12 protein-coding genes and 1 pseudogene are annotated in these 15,272 nt (G+C 44.1%); 6 read left to right on the top strand and 7 right to left on the bottom strand.

Annotated elements, in window-relative coordinates:
• The first annotated feature begins 296 nt into the window (after positions 1-296).
• Positions 297-485, top strand: coding sequence for a hypothetical protein (locus HWQ23_RS06805; protein ID WP_292825415.1), 189 nt, complete (start codon positions 297-299; stop codon positions 483-485).
• 567 nt (positions 486-1,052) lie between these two features.
• Complete coding sequence (locus HWQ23_RS06800) at positions 1,053-1,235, top strand: hypothetical protein (RefSeq protein WP_292825412.1); 183 nt, start codon at positions 1,053-1,055, stop codon at positions 1,233-1,235.
• Positions 1,236-1,361: 126 nt separating this feature from the next.
• On the opposite strand, the gene HWQ23_RS06795 is transcribed toward HWQ23_RS06800, so the two are convergent.
• Positions 1,362-2,156 carry a peptidylprolyl isomerase gene (locus tag HWQ23_RS06795; protein WP_292825409.1) on the bottom strand — a complete coding sequence of 265 codons (795 nt, stop codon included), beginning with the start codon at positions 2,154-2,156 and terminating at the stop codon, positions 1,362-1,364.
• A gap of 539 nt (positions 2,157-2,695) precedes the next feature.
• Entirely contained in the window at positions 2,696-3,070 is a 375-nt protein-coding gene (locus HWQ23_RS06790) for a c-type cytochrome (RefSeq protein ID WP_292825406.1), read from the bottom strand.
• A 209-nt stretch (positions 3,071-3,279) separates the two neighbouring features.
• On the opposite strand from HWQ23_RS06790, the gene petG reads away from it, so the two are divergent.
• Entirely contained in the window at positions 3,280-3,393 is a 114-nt protein-coding gene (gene petG, locus HWQ23_RS06785) for a cytochrome b6-f complex subunit V (protein WP_292800335.1), read from the top strand.
• A gap of 75 nt (positions 3,394-3,468) precedes the next feature.
• Here the strand turns inward: petG and rsmD are convergent, their stop codons facing one another.
• A complete protein-coding gene (rsmD, locus tag HWQ23_RS06780) occupies positions 3,469-4,008 on the bottom strand; it encodes a 16S rRNA (guanine(966)-N(2))-methyltransferase RsmD (protein ID WP_292825403.1) in 540 nt (179 codons plus the stop codon).
• A gap of 67 nt (positions 4,009-4,075) precedes the next feature.
• Entirely contained in the window at positions 4,076-4,711 is a 636-nt protein-coding gene (gene hisH, locus HWQ23_RS06775; RefSeq protein WP_292825400.1) for an imidazole glycerol phosphate synthase subunit HisH, read from the bottom strand.
• A gap of 58 nt (positions 4,712-4,769) precedes the next feature.
• Here hisH and HWQ23_RS06770 point away from each other — a divergent pair.
• The 3 genes and pseudogenes from HWQ23_RS06770 to HWQ23_RS06760 all read left to right on the top strand — a co-directional run bounded on the left by HWQ23_RS06770 (position 4,770) and on the right by HWQ23_RS06760 (position 7,334).
• Positions 4,770-5,296: pseudogene (locus tag HWQ23_RS06770) on the top strand (C15 family peptidase).
• A 40-nt stretch (positions 5,297-5,336) separates the two neighbouring features.
• A complete protein-coding gene (locus tag HWQ23_RS06765) occupies positions 5,337-6,725 on the top strand; it encodes a DUF3370 domain-containing protein (protein ID WP_292825397.1) in 1,389 nt (462 codons plus the stop codon).
• A 171-nt stretch (positions 6,726-6,896) separates the two neighbouring features.
• Positions 6,897-7,334: a response regulator gene (locus HWQ23_RS06760; RefSeq protein ID WP_292825394.1), complete on the top strand. Its 438-nt coding sequence runs from the start codon at positions 6,897-6,899 to the stop codon at positions 7,332-7,334.
• Between the two features lie 157 nt (positions 7,335-7,491).
• Here HWQ23_RS06760 and HWQ23_RS06755 read toward each other — a convergent pair whose 3' ends face one another.
• The 3 genes from HWQ23_RS06755 to HWQ23_RS06745 form a co-directional block, all read right to left on the bottom strand.
• On the bottom strand, positions 7,492-8,820 hold the full coding sequence (locus HWQ23_RS06755) for a hypothetical protein (protein ID WP_292825391.1): 1,329 nt from the start codon (positions 8,818-8,820) through the stop codon (positions 7,492-7,494).
• A gap of 304 nt (positions 8,821-9,124) precedes the next feature.
• On the bottom strand, positions 9,125-13,198 hold the full coding sequence (locus tag HWQ23_RS06750; protein WP_292825388.1) for a DNA-directed RNA polymerase subunit beta'': 4,074 nt from the start codon (positions 13,196-13,198) through the stop codon (positions 9,125-9,127).
• A 73-nt stretch (positions 13,199-13,271) separates the two neighbouring features.
• Positions 13,272-15,149 carry a DNA-directed RNA polymerase subunit gamma gene (locus HWQ23_RS06745; RefSeq protein WP_292825385.1) on the bottom strand — a complete coding sequence of 626 codons (1,878 nt, stop codon included), beginning with the start codon at positions 15,147-15,149 and terminating at the stop codon, positions 13,272-13,274.
• Positions 15,150-15,272: the final 123 nt, after the last annotated feature.

The following is a 15,272-nucleotide window of genomic DNA, read 5'->3' as shown; positions in this document are numbered from 1 at the left end:
GCCACGATAGTTTAGGGGTAGCCCTACGCAAAAATAGCTCGATGCCAGGTTTTATAATTACAACAAAAACCCCCTAGCAATGATATGAGCTAGGGGGTTTTTGTTTGTAGTTTTTACGAACCTTTTTAGGAAAAACAATAATTTAGAAACGAACCTACCCTCAAAAATGCCCATTTTGTGACAATTAACCCTAATCATAAAACGTGACATTTTAGAATGAAATAGCCCTGCGCTTTACCCAACGTACATTTACTTTGACTACCGCTAATTATTACTGGAGTTTAGACTAGTCAGGAGTGCGAAACTCCAAACCTTTACGGCAATTGATGTACATCAAATATAAGCGCACCCACCCAAAACTTCAGCAGGAAATATATAGTATATTTGAACTAAGTATTACCAAAGCAATCAAGGATGCAATCGCCTACAATGCACTCTCCGGCAATGGCATTCCGCCCACTGTAGGCGATCGCCAGAAAAAATAAATTGACGAGCGCGATTTTCTCTTCTTTAAACCTCTGGGAATAAAAATGATGGCTGAATCTCAATGAAAGATGAATTTTTGTCAATTATTTTTGAGGAAATTTTAATAGTTAATCGTTCTTAAGTATGTTTTTGAGTAGTACTTTCTTAGCAGGCTCAATAGATATCCGATGTTACGTCAATTAAATGCTACAGTATCAAAACTAGCGGGGGATAGTTAAAATTAGCTTTGTTAATAATCAATACTTGGCACATGTAACTATTGATTATTAACAAAGCTTTATATCTGATTTGTTCAACAGTTTCGCACTCCTGACTAGTCTAAACTCCAGTTATTACGCCATATGAAATAGCTGTTACTCTCATTAAAACTTTAAGATTTCCGTAATTATCCTAATTTACTTAATTACTACTAGTGGTTAGCGTATACATATAATCATTCGGTTGCATAGTTTCAAATTTGTAAGCGTTCAGGGGGTAGCAGGGTGAGCTGCCATGTTTTCGTCACCTGAACGCTTACTCAAATTTTTAACATTTTTGACATTTATTTAGTCAAAGGATAGTAAAAAATGGGTAACTTTATATTTGAGATGATTCTCTTACTTATTGGCTCATTCTTTTTACTCATGGGGCTTATAAATACCAGTGGTGAATCCCGTTTTGGCGCAGTAGCTCGTGTGGTTGCAGGTTTGGTGGGTATTTTTTTCATCTTTATGGCTATTGGCGAACATCTAACTTTTATAAAAATATAAGGCGACTAAAAGTTTTCCTTACATAAACGATGTTTGCTCCCGTGTCACCGGAAAAGTCTCACGCCACATCTGCGATCGCTCGCTACCTCCGGTTTGGAAGCCAAGCATGGGAGTCACTTCCCATGCTTAGGTTAAAGGTTTATCGCCTTCTTTGCGTGATCCCGTGCTCTTCTCCTCCTGTGGTGCAGACATGATTTGCTTTTGCTGTTCTTGTAGCCAGGTTTCAAAGAGTTCATTCAGCAGGCGCACTTTCATAAATTCATCCAGTTGTGCTGGAATAAATTTTTCCAGCCGCAAAATCACAAACCAGTCAGCGATGCGGGTAGGGGGCAATATCTGACCTGGTTGACTGCTAGAGAGCATTTGCACCATTACCGGATGTAGTGCATTGAGTTCAATCGGACCGACTAAACCGCCTGTTTGGGCTTCTGGACCGAGTGAGTATTCCCGCGCCAAGTCAGCAAAAGAGTTTTCTTTTGCCTGAATCCGGAAGTAAAGTTCTTGGGAAATCCCTACATCCTGGGTTCGCAGCAGGGAATAAATTACTTTGTCTAGTTTTGCCTTGGACTGAAAAAAGTAGGATTCCAGTTTATTACCCCAAGTGGCTTGCTTGAATTTTTCAATTTTCAGCTTACGAGTGGTAATAACTTCTAGTTGTTCGGGAGTCAGCCCTTGATGTGCCATCCAAGCCTGGATGTCTTCTTCATTTTTGAACTGTTTTTCGGCATAAAACTGCTGTTTAGCTTGGGCTACTTCCTCTGGCGTACATATTGCTACATTTGCGGAGCGCGAGTTTTGCTCTATCGCCTCATCGATGATCAATTCGCGCTGCAACTGTGGGAGCATTTGGTAATTTGCCAGTAAGGAAATCAGTTCACTAACTGTGATTGTACGATTACCGATTTGGATCGCTTCAGTCATTAGCTTTCGGGCATCTCAAGAATATCTAGTTTGTTAAAGAACCTATACCGTAGCCCATTCACTGGGAGCTTTTGTCTTAATCCTACCGAGTTAGGTACGCTAACCTCACTTTCGCAATAATTAATTAAATAGTGACTTTAACATACTTTAAAATATACAGTTTATATGAGTTTTTATCAAAGATTCTACGTAAGTACGACCAGATGTGAAGACAAGGACAAAAGAAAATGACTAATGACAGTTTTCGCCACTGCAACGCTAGAAGACGAAGTTATCAGACTGAGTTAGGGTGCTTTGAGATAACCCTCTCCTAACAAAGGTGTTTTTAGTTAAGTAAAAATACTCACTCTAACTCTAGCTTTGTTTCATTCTGAAGGTGCCCCCACACATGGACTCCTGGTGATAAGCCGCGCTTACCTTGCACATCTACAAATTCTCGTCGTCTATTAAAAGTTCTCAGAGATGGAAAAAGGCAGCACGTCCAATGCTGCCTTTTTCCATGAGGGATTTATGTATCCCGCAACCAAAAATTCTAATGTCTACAACGACTCTAAATAGTTCAAAAGATCCGCCATTTCTTGGGCACTAGGTTGGAATTTTGGCATTGGCGGTGTTTCGCCACTGATCACTTGGTGAATCAGTCCATACCGAGACTTGTGCTTTGAAACAGCTTGCAAACTTGGTCCCACTCGCCCATCTGCTTCCAAGCCATGACAACCAGCACAGTTAATTTGAAAGATCGCGTGTCCTTGAACTGGGTTTCCTGTTAAGGATAGAACACTCTTGACGTATGGATCGGAGGCTTGAACCAACTGAACACCAAAAAAGCCCAAAGGGACTGCTAGCAGTATAGCCAGCGTCAATAAAACGATCCGCTGAATCAAAATTTCAGGTTTGATAATTTGGTTATCCAAAAGGTTTGCTGTGAAAGTCTAGGTGTGCTAAAAAGTTTTCATTTCCTACACATAGCTTAAAAGTTCTTGATTGTGTCTGCAAGCACAGAGACTATTTTATTGTGGGTAGTCGCCTTCTAAAAAGGCTGTAGGGCGCAGGATTCATACCAAATTTGGTAAAATCAAAAACAGGCAACGAATATTTAATAATTACAAAGAGGAGATTTACAGTGGTTGAACCCCTGCTATCAGGTATTGTCCTTGGTCTAGTTTTCGTCACCCTCGCCGGACTGTTTTACGCTGCCTATCAGCAATACAAGCGCCCCAATCAGTTGGGGGGATGAGGAGTGCTCAGTTTTGAGTGCTGAGGCAGGAGGCAGGAGTTATTTCTCCCCCTGCTCTCTGTGATCCTCTCATTCCTAAATTCTGTAGAAAGTAAGTGATGTGTTGCCGTAAACTTTTTTGCGGCAAATTTCCCAAGCAGGAATCTCTGGCGGTGTCCAACCTTGTGAGGTGTGTTCAACTGCGATTTCACCGCTAGGATCTAAAAGTTGATAGTGAGCGATCGCTTCTAATACTGGCTCATATAATCCACTGGCATAAGGTGGATCAAAGTAGATTCTATCGAATTGCTTGCCTGATAAAGTCTTTAACTCCTGAGTAATATCTCCCCGCAATACCCGAAATTCTTGCTCGCCATTAGATACCTGCTGCCAATTTTGTTCGATGGTGGCACAGGCTCGGCTCGATTGTTCAATTCCCACTACTAGGTTAGCTCCTCTACACAAAGCCTCTGCACCCATTGAACCAGTACCGGCGCACAAATCTAGCCAGTGGCAACCTGTAATTTGTCCCTGCCAAATATTAAAGACTGCCTCTCTTACCCGCGCACTGGTGGGTCTAGTTTCTTTACCTGGTAAAGTTTTTAGCTGGCGATTGCCGTAAATTCTCAGACTCATTGGTCATTGGTGAATGGGCATTTTCAGGTATTAACAAAAAAACAAATGACAAATGACAAAAAGAATATTAGGCAGGAATTTTTTCGCGGACTTGAGCAACGAAATTAGACAGGATTTGCAATCCGATATTAGAAGATTTTTCGGGGTGAAATTGGACTGCCATCAGGTTTTCGTAGGCGATCGCAGCTGTTACGGTTTGAGTACCGTGGGTGACGGTTGCTGCAAGTATTAGCGGGTCTATTGGGTCAACATAGTAGGAATGGACAAAATACACCCAAGGATCGGACGGTAAATGATCCCATAAAATACTTTTTGGCTGAGTCACTTCCAGTTGATTCCAACCCATGTGAGGAATAGTGATGTCAGGTTCTGGACGAAACCGCCGCACTTTTCCTTTGATAATTCCCAGTCCTGGTTGGATACCTTCTGCACTTGATTCAAAGAGAATTTGCAATCCTAAACAAATTCCCAAAAAAGGTTTACCAGATGCGATCGCTTCTTTAATCGGTTGTTCCAAACCACGCGATCGCAGGTGTTGCACTGCTGGATCAAATGCTCCAACTCCCGGCAGGACTATTGCATCTGCCTGCTCTAATTCTTTTGGAGAATAAGTAACATTAGGAGTTGCCCCAGCTTTTTCCAAGCCTTTGCAGACTGAGTGCAAATTTCCCATCTCGTAGTCTACGACCGCAATAACTGGCATTTACCTGCTCCTTGTAAATTTATTATGGAGGGTTTTTCTATTCTAAATAATATTTGTTATGAAGAAAAGAATTCTATTAACTTCTTTTGATATTTGGCTAAAGGATCAACAGTCAAATTCTGATGATGATTTATTAGTTGAAGTTACCAAACTTGAGTTGATACCCCATGACTTCACTTTTTTGCACCAGTTACCCGTAGATGTCCAACTTGCCAGTGATCGGGTAATTGAAAAAATCAATGCAATCCAACCTGATTACATCATCTGTTGTGGCATGGCTGCAAGTCGCACAAAATTAAGTGTGGAAGCTAGATGTGGAGAAAGTATTTTGCACACAAAGGTTGATTTAGAGAAATTTGTGGTAGAAGTAGCGGCAATTCAGATTAGCCACGACTGGGGGAAATTTGTCTGTGTTTGCGTAGCGGACGCACCAGAGTGTCTTTACTATTGACCGTTGGACTAGTTAAGCCAAAAACAACTCAGGGCTTGTTGTATTTTTGTCCACGTTCCGGTTTCAATCAAGAAAATTTAAGCGAGATACTTGCAGATTTCGTATCAATTATTAACAACCTGGCACTTTCATAAATTTTTCGGTGTCTATATGGTGGAGAAAATATTTAAATTTATGTTGCCATTGTTACTAAATTTTCTGCTTGGCCAAACAACTCCTGCCACACCACCACCTGAAGAAGTGGTGCAACCACAACAAGTGCGTCCTTTACCAGGCCAACTGGATACAGTGCCAACGTTTAACAGTAATAGTCCAGAGTTGGTATTGAAAGAAGGGATTTTACTTTCGACTTTTCCACCAGATGGTAAAAAAGTGCCAACGGCGCATTTGAATTTTCCCTTTCGGGGGCGATTTGATATTTTTGCCCACCACATTACTAAGGCGGAACCACCAGAAAATTTGCTTCGGCGTAGCCCGTCGGAGACATCGCTCTATCTGGGGATAATTTTGCATAACCCTGGTTCTGAAGCAGTGAAGGTAAATATTTGGCAGGCGGCGAGTTATTTGAGTCAACCGGATGCACCATTTATTCAGTTACCATCTTTTAGTCAAAATCTTTTAGGTACAGTTTTTGCTGGGCCAGGCGATCGCGTCATGTCTGATGTGCTTAGGGGAGTGCGACAAGAGATTTTTCCTGCCCAAATTGAGATTCCACCAGGGCAAAGTCGGATGTTACTCAATCTGCCAATTCCTGTGCAGGGACTGACACCACCTCTGAATGGTCGGTCTACCTTGATGCGACTGTGGACTAATGGCACTGTCTATGCAGCTAGCCTAGCGATGTTTGCGCGTGTAAATCCCGATGGTAGTGAGCGATCGCCTACTTTAGAAGAATGGCAAAATTTACTAGATAATGGAGATTTAGCTGGCCCACGAGATAAAACTCCTACTCCCCTTGAGGAAACTGGTAAGCCTAGAGTTTATGGGCGTGTAGCCGGAGTAGCTGGTGGTTCCCAATGGAGAGCCTTATTAGTAGATAATCCCAAAAAAAGGTATCTAACTATTCCCCAGCCTGGTCAAGTGTTTTCCTACGCTCTGAGCACCCTGCATGGTGGTACGTTAGGAACTGGTCAAATTCAAAGTGCTACCATGCTGGTGCGCTATCCTGACACCGCATATCGCGCTCATGGGAACTACGGAGTTCAATATAGTCTCAAGTTGCCGCTATACAACAATACTCAAAGTCCTCAAACTGTTAGTGTGTCCATACAAACGCCACTCAAAGAGGATCAGTTGGGAAAACCGGGGTTACGCTTTTTGAGTACACCAGCCCCTCAAGTATTTTTCCGAGGAACGGTGCGGGTACGTTACAAAGATGACCAAGGTCAGCCAAAAACAGAGTTTGTGCATTTAGTGCAAAAGAGAGGTCAACCAGGGGAACCGTTAGTTTTATTAAATATGAAAGCAGGCGATCGCTCCTTAGTAGAAGTAGACTTTCTCTATCCACCGGATGCCACACCACCGCAAGTATTAACAGTGTCAACTCAGGCGGAAAGTCGGTAATGAGTCATGGGTAATGGGTAATAGCTTTTCTCCAATTACCTGTTAGCAAAAAATAATTAAAGCCTGTTCTAAAGATTTTCACCCCAAGTTTGTGTATTTAGGGTGAATACTTATTCCGCTCCATGCGTTGCAATAAAAATAGCAGATTTTAGCAGACAATAAAAGGACGGCATGGCAACCGATCAAAAAATCAATCAAGAAACTGAGTTAAATTCGCTCCAGCAACTTATTGGAACCCTGATCTTACTGGTAGAGGATGAGCCAGATATAGCAGATTTGCTCATCTTCATTTTGTCAGCAGCAGGTGCAGAGGTGATGGCTTTAACCGATGCAGAAGCAGCCCTTGCTTTGGTAGAATCGCTTCATCCCGATATTCTGCTGTGCAATATGAAGTTGCCTCATCATGATGGAAACTGGTTAATTCAGCAAATTCGATTGCATTCTTGCCCATCTATAAGAGAGTTACCCGCGATCGCTATCACTTCTTATACACGGGAGGTATCAATTCATAAGGCTTTGAATGCTGGCTTTAATCGATTTCTAGTCAAGCTTGAGAGTCCAGAGGAAATCGTAGATGAGATTGTTCACCTGCTATCTACCGATCTTTAGATATAAATACCCGGTCTTCATCTGGTTTTTAACGTTGATTTCACCCCATGCGTTTGTAGGAGTACATACCTTGGTGTGTACTCCTACAAACGACTCTACCTGCGAAACCATATAACCCTAAGTGGGTAGGGTGAGATGTTGGATATATTTGTTAATTTTATTGAAAACCTTTTCCTGGCTTTTGTTGCCCCTTACCCTTGGGCTTAGATTTGTTAACTTCTCCTAAAGCTTCTTGAAATAAGTTATGCAAATGTATGGGTACACTGGCAATGTCTGGTAATTCTGGCTCAATCGGTTTGTGGAATTCTTGCAAAAGTGCATTCAAGTCACTTTCAAGGTGAAACTCTGGACGTTGCAAAAGTGTTTGCAAGACATTTTCTAATTTAGTTGGATACTGTTGCGCTAATCGATGCCAAATAAAGGCATTAATACTTTTATCTTCCAAGTAGTAGCGAACTAGTTTTTCAGCGCCTTGAACACTTTGCCAATCCTCTGCCGATAAAATTGCTTGTACCTTACTATATGTTGGTAAAAACATTTGTCCCCAACGGGGATGAGAAAGAGCCGTTACCTGTTCAGCTTTCTTTAGTTCAGCAGGTAAATCAACTTTTGGCATAACCATTTTGCTATTGCCACTTTTGCTGTTAAACATCTGAGAAACTGCATTTGAGTCAGCACCAAATTCTTGTGCTGCTGCTTTGATTTCTTCGTCTCCAATACCAGCCGCTTCTGCCACTTCTGCCAAGGATTTAGAAGTATCAATCCCTGCTGCTGCAAAGGTTTTTTCAGTAATTACTTCTTGAAATTCCGCTATTTTTTTATTAAGCTGGTATCCAGGTAGTGTGATTTCATCAGTGCCAAAAAAGTCCACAAACTGCTGATGATATTCTCCTACTGACTGCCAAGCTTCTTCTAGCAAGTCTGGAGCATCGCTGTAAAGATTACTTTTATAGTTTTCTTTAAAATTACCAATTGCTACAGCAAGTTTTGGCTTACCCAATTTACCCATCACTGTGTAAGGGCCAGAAAACATCCAGTAGCTATCGGTAACAGGAGAAATGCGAGTTAGCAAGATTTCTCCTACTTTCAACCGAGATATTGCCTGTAATGTTTGAGTATTGTTTGGCTTGACGATGTAGGGTTTATCTGTCAACCAGTTCGTCAATTCAAAGCCATCAGGTAGAATATTAGTTATGGCAAATAAGCCAATAAAACTATGATGCCAACTGTTGATCAGGCTGCGATCGCTCTGCTCCAAATCTGGATGGCTGGCGATAAACAACTCTAATGGTGACTTTTCACCGACTTTCCCTGCTGTCAGAAAGCTATCGATGATTAAGTCCTGCTGTGTACTATCGCCACTTCCACGGCGCAACTGTGCTGCTGCATAAGTTTCCAGTGCTTGTGCCAGTTCGCCTTCAGCATCAAGGACAAAATCAACTAAAGCTTGTTTTAATTCCTGCGATCGTTCTAATATGACATCCACAAGTTAATCTCTCGGTGCAACAGATGTAAATTATAGCTTTTGAAAGAATTACAGCATCTAGCTATTGCTAGATTTATAGAGATGCACACTTAGCGGATTTAGGCGTCAGCTTGCTGTACTAGTGTAGGTCATGTGTTTCTGGAAAGCAAAATAAAAAGGCAAAAGAAGATTTCTTTTGCCTTTTTATATAATGTCCAGGTGGTTTATCCCTCCCCTTGGCAAGGTGGGATAGTTTTCCTATGGGTAATTCAGCAGACTTAATATTACCTTTTACCTTTTAATAGAGACGCGAAATTTCAAGTCTCTACTCTTCGTCGAAATCATCTTCCTCGTCTTCCTCTTCTTCCTCAAAATCGTCGTCGTCTGGTACTTCATCGGCGATTAATTCATCTTCGTCCTCTAGAATTGACCTTTCTGCACGTCTGCTACCAAAACCAGATTCCCCAAGAGTAGGAGAATCTAAATTATAGGTGCGAGCTGTGCGGTCATCTAAGACCATATCTAGGGGATCATCAACTTCATCCAAGACACTACTGCTAATCTCAGCAGCATAATCATCGATCGCACCGGGTTCATCATAGGTATTGTACCCAGTACCAGCCGGAATCAATCGCCCGATAATCACGTTTTCCTTTAATCCGCGCAGCCAGTCGGATTTGCCTTCGATAGCTGCTTCGGTTAGTACGCGTGTCGTCTCTTGGAAGGATGCGGCGGAAATAAAGCTGTCGGTGTTCAACGATGCTTTGGTGATACCCAATAATACTGGGGTATACTGTGCCCTAGCACCGCCTGTAATTGCCATAGCTTCGTTCACCTGCTCAACTTGGCGCAGTTCTACCAATTCGCCGGGAAGCATTGTGGTGTCACCACCATCATCAATCCTGACTTTGTTGGTCATCTGGCGAACAATTACTTCAATGTGCTTATCAGAAATATCAATCCCCTGAGATTGATACACCATTTGCACTTCATTCACCAAGAAACTCTGTACCTTCTGCAAAGCATGGCTAGCACAAGCATAAACTCCGTCTTCGGAACCCAGGCTAAAGAAGATTTCCAAAATTTCGTGGGGGTTGGATGGGCCATCGGTCAACGGTTGTCCAGCTAACACAGTCGCTCCATCTGGCACAATCAAATTTTGTCCTGGGCCTAGAGGATAATCTGTTACCACGCCATTTGATTCTACGACCTTGATGGCGATCGCTTCATCACCACTTTCAGCGTAAACTACCTTAACTTCACCCGCCCGCCGACATAAAATACACGCTTCTTTCGGTTTACGAGCTTCAAGCAGTTCCTCAATCCGGGGCAAACCTTGAATAATATCTCCGGTTTTGGCGCGTTCAAACACCAACAACACCAAGTTATCACCCCGTTGTACCAAATCGCTGTCTTCTATCTGCAACACAGCACCAGGGCTGACTCGATAAGGGCGACCGATGCGGGTAGTAATAGCATAGTTTTGAGTTTGGAGTGAAGAGTTAGGAGTTTCGGAATTAACTCCTAACTCTTCACTCTTAACTCCTAACTTTTTAACGTCCACTACTTTCCCTGATTCTTGGGCAAAAATTCCCGGAGCAACTTCTGTACCTTCTACTAGCAAGTCACCCACTTTCACCTTAGGCTGAGTAGTAGTATTGGTGATCAGCCTGTCAATGTCGCGTAACACCAAGCAGCGACGCACGTTTTCGGTTCCTTTTTGGACGCCCCGCACTTCCCCGCCTTCTTTACACAAGATTTGGGTACGTGCGACCACAGAACCAGGGGAGATGGTTAACCCATCTTGTACCTCAAGTGTGGTCTGGGTGCTACCTTGGGTGGCATCGGCGGTAATGTCTCGACGAATTACTAAGGACTCCAAAATTACCAGTTGCAAGCGTTGAACTTCTGGGTTTTCAGTATCCTCAACTAATTCAATATCTGCTGCTAGAGGCGAAGCATTGTGGTCTTGTTCCCCTTCTTGCTCAATTTCCAGCACTAGCTGGGTTCGCAGCAGTTCCACACCTTCAACGGACTTGACGCGTTCCGAATCTTTGTAAGGTAGTCGCTGCACAGCCCGCAACTGAATCGATCGCCCGGTTTGTTGACTTATCGATGTAGTTGATGGCACATCTGGATTATCCGGTACGGCAAACTCAACTACTGGACGACTCAACAGGGCGGGACCTTCTGGTGTCTCCACATACTGGATATAGCGCAATTCCGTGGCGACGCTGCCTTGGAATTCCTCACCTGGTTGGATGAAGGTGTTATCTCGCCCGATAACTGCTTCTGGATCGTCCACCATCAGCAGTTCCCCTGGCTTGACCACGACTTCCCGCAGGATGTCGTTTTTCTGGGTCACTTCTACGACACCACTGTTTTGGCAGAAGATATCCTTCACGACCTCGGTGCCAGCTTCCACAAACTGACCGTCTTCTACCAACAGCAAGGAGATATCTTTATTGACTTCGTGACTTTCTTCGGGAATCCACAAAAGAGTACCGCCTTGCACGACTTCATAACCCAGCTTGGCTTTGCCTTTTTTCTGGACTTCTACACCCGCGAATTTCAAAAATCCACCAGTGGTTGTACGATAGCGGTCATCAATCAACTCAGCTACTACTTGACCATTTTGCACTTTTGTGCCTGGTGTAGCCCGGAGGTTAAATTCCTGGTTATTGCCAGTGGAGACTAAGTAATTATTGCGACCTTGGGAACTTTGGACTGTTACTGTTGCCTGGTCTAAGACTACAGAAGCGGTGATAATCTCAATTTCCCTGGTACTCTTACCAGGGGTAGCTTCGGGCAAGCGCACTACACCGCCGTGCAAAGTGGTTAACTTGGTTTCTGCTAAAACTCCATTGGAGGCGATCGCATCACCATTTTTCACCACCAATTCTGCACCGGGCGGCAAGTTGTAAACTTCCCCAGACAAAATCCAAATCAAGCCACCGCGTGCGGCTGTAGTTGTGGTATTACCCTGACGGTCGGTTTTTTGTTCTGGAACTACTTCGGCAAATTGCACTTCCCCTGCCAAGTCAGAGGCGACATCTTTAACTGCTTTTTCTGTATTAGTCCGAGTTGTACGTCCACCAAGGGCAACCTCTGCCAACAACTGACCTTGTTTTACCTTATTTCCATCAAATACATATAGTGTTGAACCTTGAGTCAGATGAACTTCTTGGTTGTCTGGGGTAACATCACCTACTTTTGTTGGTTCCAAAAGCAGGATGCCATTAGCCTCAACATAGAGGGCATCTTCACCGTGGCGGGTACGATATGTTCTGGTCTTCAGTTTGCGGGGAAGCTTAACAGTTCCATCGATTTTAGAACGAACTTGTTGCGCCACTTCTCCAGTAAACACACCACCCGTGTGGAATGTCCGCATGGTTAACTGGGTACCAGGTTCACCGATACTTTGGGCGGCAATAATCCCCACAGCTTCGCCCAAGTCCACCATTTTGGCGTGGGCTAAACTCCAGCCGTAGCAGTGTTGACAGACGGAACGTGCAGCTTCACAAGTTAGGGGCGATCGCAGCATAACTTCTGCCACCCCAGATTTTTCAATTTTCTTCGCCAAGTCCTCAGAAATTGGGGAATTGCGTGGTGCAATCACTTCTTTTGTCACCGGATGCACCACATCTTCGCCAATTACTCGTCCCATCAAGCGGGTTGCTAGAGGGATCAAGGTTTTAGCACCTTCTGTCATTGGTCGAATCGGAATTCCTCTGGTGGTGCCGCAGTCAAATTCCCGAATAATCACATCCTGGGATACATCCACCAAACGGCGGGTGAGATAACCAGAGTCAGCCGTCCGCAAGGCAGTATCTACCAATCCTTTTCTGGCACCGTAAGACGAAATAATGTATTCCGTCACAGTTAGTCCTTCGCGGAAGTTGGTTTTGATGGGCAAATCGATAATTTCCCCTTGAGGATCTGCCATCAGTCCCCGCATCCCCACCAATTGCCGCACTTGGGAGATGTTACCCCGCGCGCCGGAGAATGCCATCATGTATACGGAGTTCAGAGGATTAGTCTTCTTGAAGTGGACGACTACTTCATCTTTCAAGGCTTCACTGGTACCATTCCAGGTATCGATTACCTTTTGGAAGCGTTCTACTTCCGTAATTTCTCCCCGTTGGTAACGGGTTTCAGTGGCGCGAATTTCTTCTTCGGCTGCTTCTAATAGCAATCGCTTAGTTGGTGGCACCATCAAGTCATCTACACTGATGGAAACCCCTGCTTTGGTAGCGTAGCGAAATCCCAAATCTTTGAGTTTGTCCGCCATCACTGCGGTTCGCGCCGTACCAAAATTCGTAAAAGCCCAAGAAATTAAATTTCTCAGTTGACCTTTGTCAACCACACGATTGCGAAAAATCATTTTTTCGTTAGTCATTAGTCATGAGTCCTGAGTCATTGGGAGTGCTGAGTGCTGAGTGCTGAGTGGTTTTCCTACTCAGCACTCATCACTAACTTGCTAGTGCTTCCTGAATGGCATTATTGTAAATAACGCGACCAGGCGTTGTGTATATATACTGGGAAATTACATTGCCCTTAGCGTCTTGTCTGACTCGGCGGAACTTATAAAGTAATGTCCGGCTACCATCATCGTTTTCCGTCACTTCCAGGGGTTCTGTATCCGGTTGGTCTGATTCTATTTCACCGTCAAACCGCACGTAAATATAGGCGTGCAAGTCAATTTGCTCTTGCTGGAAAGCCATAATTACGTCATCCAGCGAATAAAAGTACTTTCCTGCGCCTTTTGTCGCACCGGGATTTTCTGCTGTTAAGTAATAGGCCCCCAATACCATGTCTTGGCTGGGCGTGATGATCGGTTTCCCTGTGGCTGGGGACAAAATATTGTTAGAAGCCAACATCAGCAACCGCGCTTCAGCCTGACTTTCTAACGATAGAGGGACGTGTACCGCCATTTGGTCGCCATCAAAGTCGGCGTTAAACGCTGGACACACTAGAGGATGCAGTTGAATCGCTCTACCTTCTACTAAAATCGGTTCAAAAGACTGAATACCCAATCGGTGCAGTGTCGGCGCTCGGTTGAGCATCACCGGGTGTCCTTCAATCACCTCTTCCAGCACATCCCATACACTGGGGTCATTACGCGATATCAGCTTTTTCGCAGCTTTGATGTTATTCACCATACCGCTACGAATCAGGCGGTTAATCACAAATGGTTGAAATAGCTCAATCGCCATTTCTCTAGGCAAACCGCACTGGTGAATTTTCAGCTTTGGCCCGACAACAATTACAGAACGTCCAGAGTAGTCAACCCGTTTACCTAACAAGTTTTGTCGGAAACGTCCTTGCTTACCCTCAATAATGTCGGACAAAGATTTTAGGGGTCGGTTATTTGCCCCTACCACAGTCCGTCCCCGACGACCATTGTCAATCAAAGCATCTACTGCTTCTTGCAGCATCCGCTTTTCGTTCCGCACAATAATCTCTGGTGCCAAAATTTCTTGCAAGCGTGCCAAACGATTGTTGCGGTTAATTACCCGCCGATACAAATCATTTAAATCGCTGGTGGCAAACCGTCCGCCATCTAGCTGCACCATTGGGCGCAAGTCGGGGGGAATCACGGGAATAACTGCCATTACCATCCACTCTGGTTTGGAACCAGTGGCGATGAAGTTGTCAATCACCCGCAGTCGCTTAATTAGCTTGGCTCTCTTTTGTCCCTTGGCGTTGCCAATTTCTTCGCGTAGGCTTTCGGCTTCTTGTTCTAAATTAATATCGGCAAGCAAGCGCAAGAGTGCTTCAGCACCAATACCTACCTCTACGCCTTGCAGCACAGAATCTTCGCTATAAATTTGGTCTTCTATTTCCAACCACTGGTCTTCACTCAGTAGCTGTTTGTAAGTTAAAGTTTCGGCATTACCTGCACTTAGGACAACATAAGAGTTGAAATAGACAATCTGCTCGACATCCCGCAAGGGCATATCCAACAGGATGGAAATATAGCTAGGAATGCCTTTGAGATACCAGACGTGAGCTACTGGTGCGGCGAGTTTAATATACCCCATACGGTGGCGACGCACCCGTGACTCGGTAACTTCTACCCCACAGCGCTCACAAACAATACCTCTGTGACGAACTCTTTTATACTTGCCACAATGGCATTCCCAATCTTTCGCGGGGCCAAAGATGCGCTCACAAAATAAGCCATCCATCTCTGGCTTGAGAGTTCGGTAATTAATCGTTTCTGGCTTGGTAACTTCACCGACTACCTGACCATTGGGCAATGTTCTCTCGCCCCACTGTCGAATGCGTTCAGGGGAAGCCAAGCCGATTTTTACGTAGTCAAACTGATTAGTTTGGGCAGGTCTCATACTTAAATGCTGAGTTATGAGTTTTGAGTTTTGAGTATATTTAGTTTTAAGGTTTGAATTAACAGAGATCCAAGTGCTAAATGCCAATCACTGAGTTTTTTAATACTCAGCACCCAGCACTCA

Source organism: Nostoc sp. JL33, assembly GCF_017114985.1.
Taxonomy (GTDB): Bacteria; Cyanobacteriota; Cyanobacteriia; order Cyanobacteriales; family Nostocaceae; genus Nostoc.
Note: the sequence above shows the minus strand (reverse complement) of the source record. Positions and strands in the feature narration are given on the sequence as shown.

Excerpts from the sequence above, each read along its gene's own strand:
- rsmD (WP_292825403.1), bottom strand. The coding sequence starts at position 4,008 with ATGAGTCTGAGAATTTACGGCAATCGCCAGCTAAAAACTTTACCAGGT.
- HWQ23_RS06795 (WP_292825409.1), bottom strand. The coding sequence starts at position 2,156 with ATGACTGAAGCGATCCAAATCGGTAATCGTACAATCACAGTTAGTGAA.
- HWQ23_RS06800 (WP_292825412.1), top strand. The coding sequence starts at position 1,053 with ATGGGTAACTTTATATTTGAGATGATTCTCTTACTTATTGGCTCATTC.
- HWQ23_RS06750 (WP_292825388.1), bottom strand. The coding sequence starts at position 13,198 with ATGACTAACGAAAAAATGATTTTTCGCAATCGTGTGGTTGACAAAGGT.
- hisH (WP_292825400.1), bottom strand. The coding sequence starts at position 4,711 with ATGCCAGTTATTGCGGTCGTAGACTACGAGATGGGAAATTTGCACTCA.
- HWQ23_RS06760 (WP_292825394.1), top strand. The coding sequence starts at position 6,897 with ATGGCAACCGATCAAAAAATCAATCAAGAAACTGAGTTAAATTCGCTC.
- HWQ23_RS06745 (WP_292825385.1), bottom strand. The coding sequence starts at position 15,149 with ATGAGACCTGCCCAAACTAATCAGTTTGACTACGTAAAAATCGGCTTG.
- HWQ23_RS06765 (WP_292825397.1), top strand. The coding sequence starts at position 5,337 with ATGTTGCCATTGTTACTAAATTTTCTGCTTGGCCAAACAACTCCTGCC.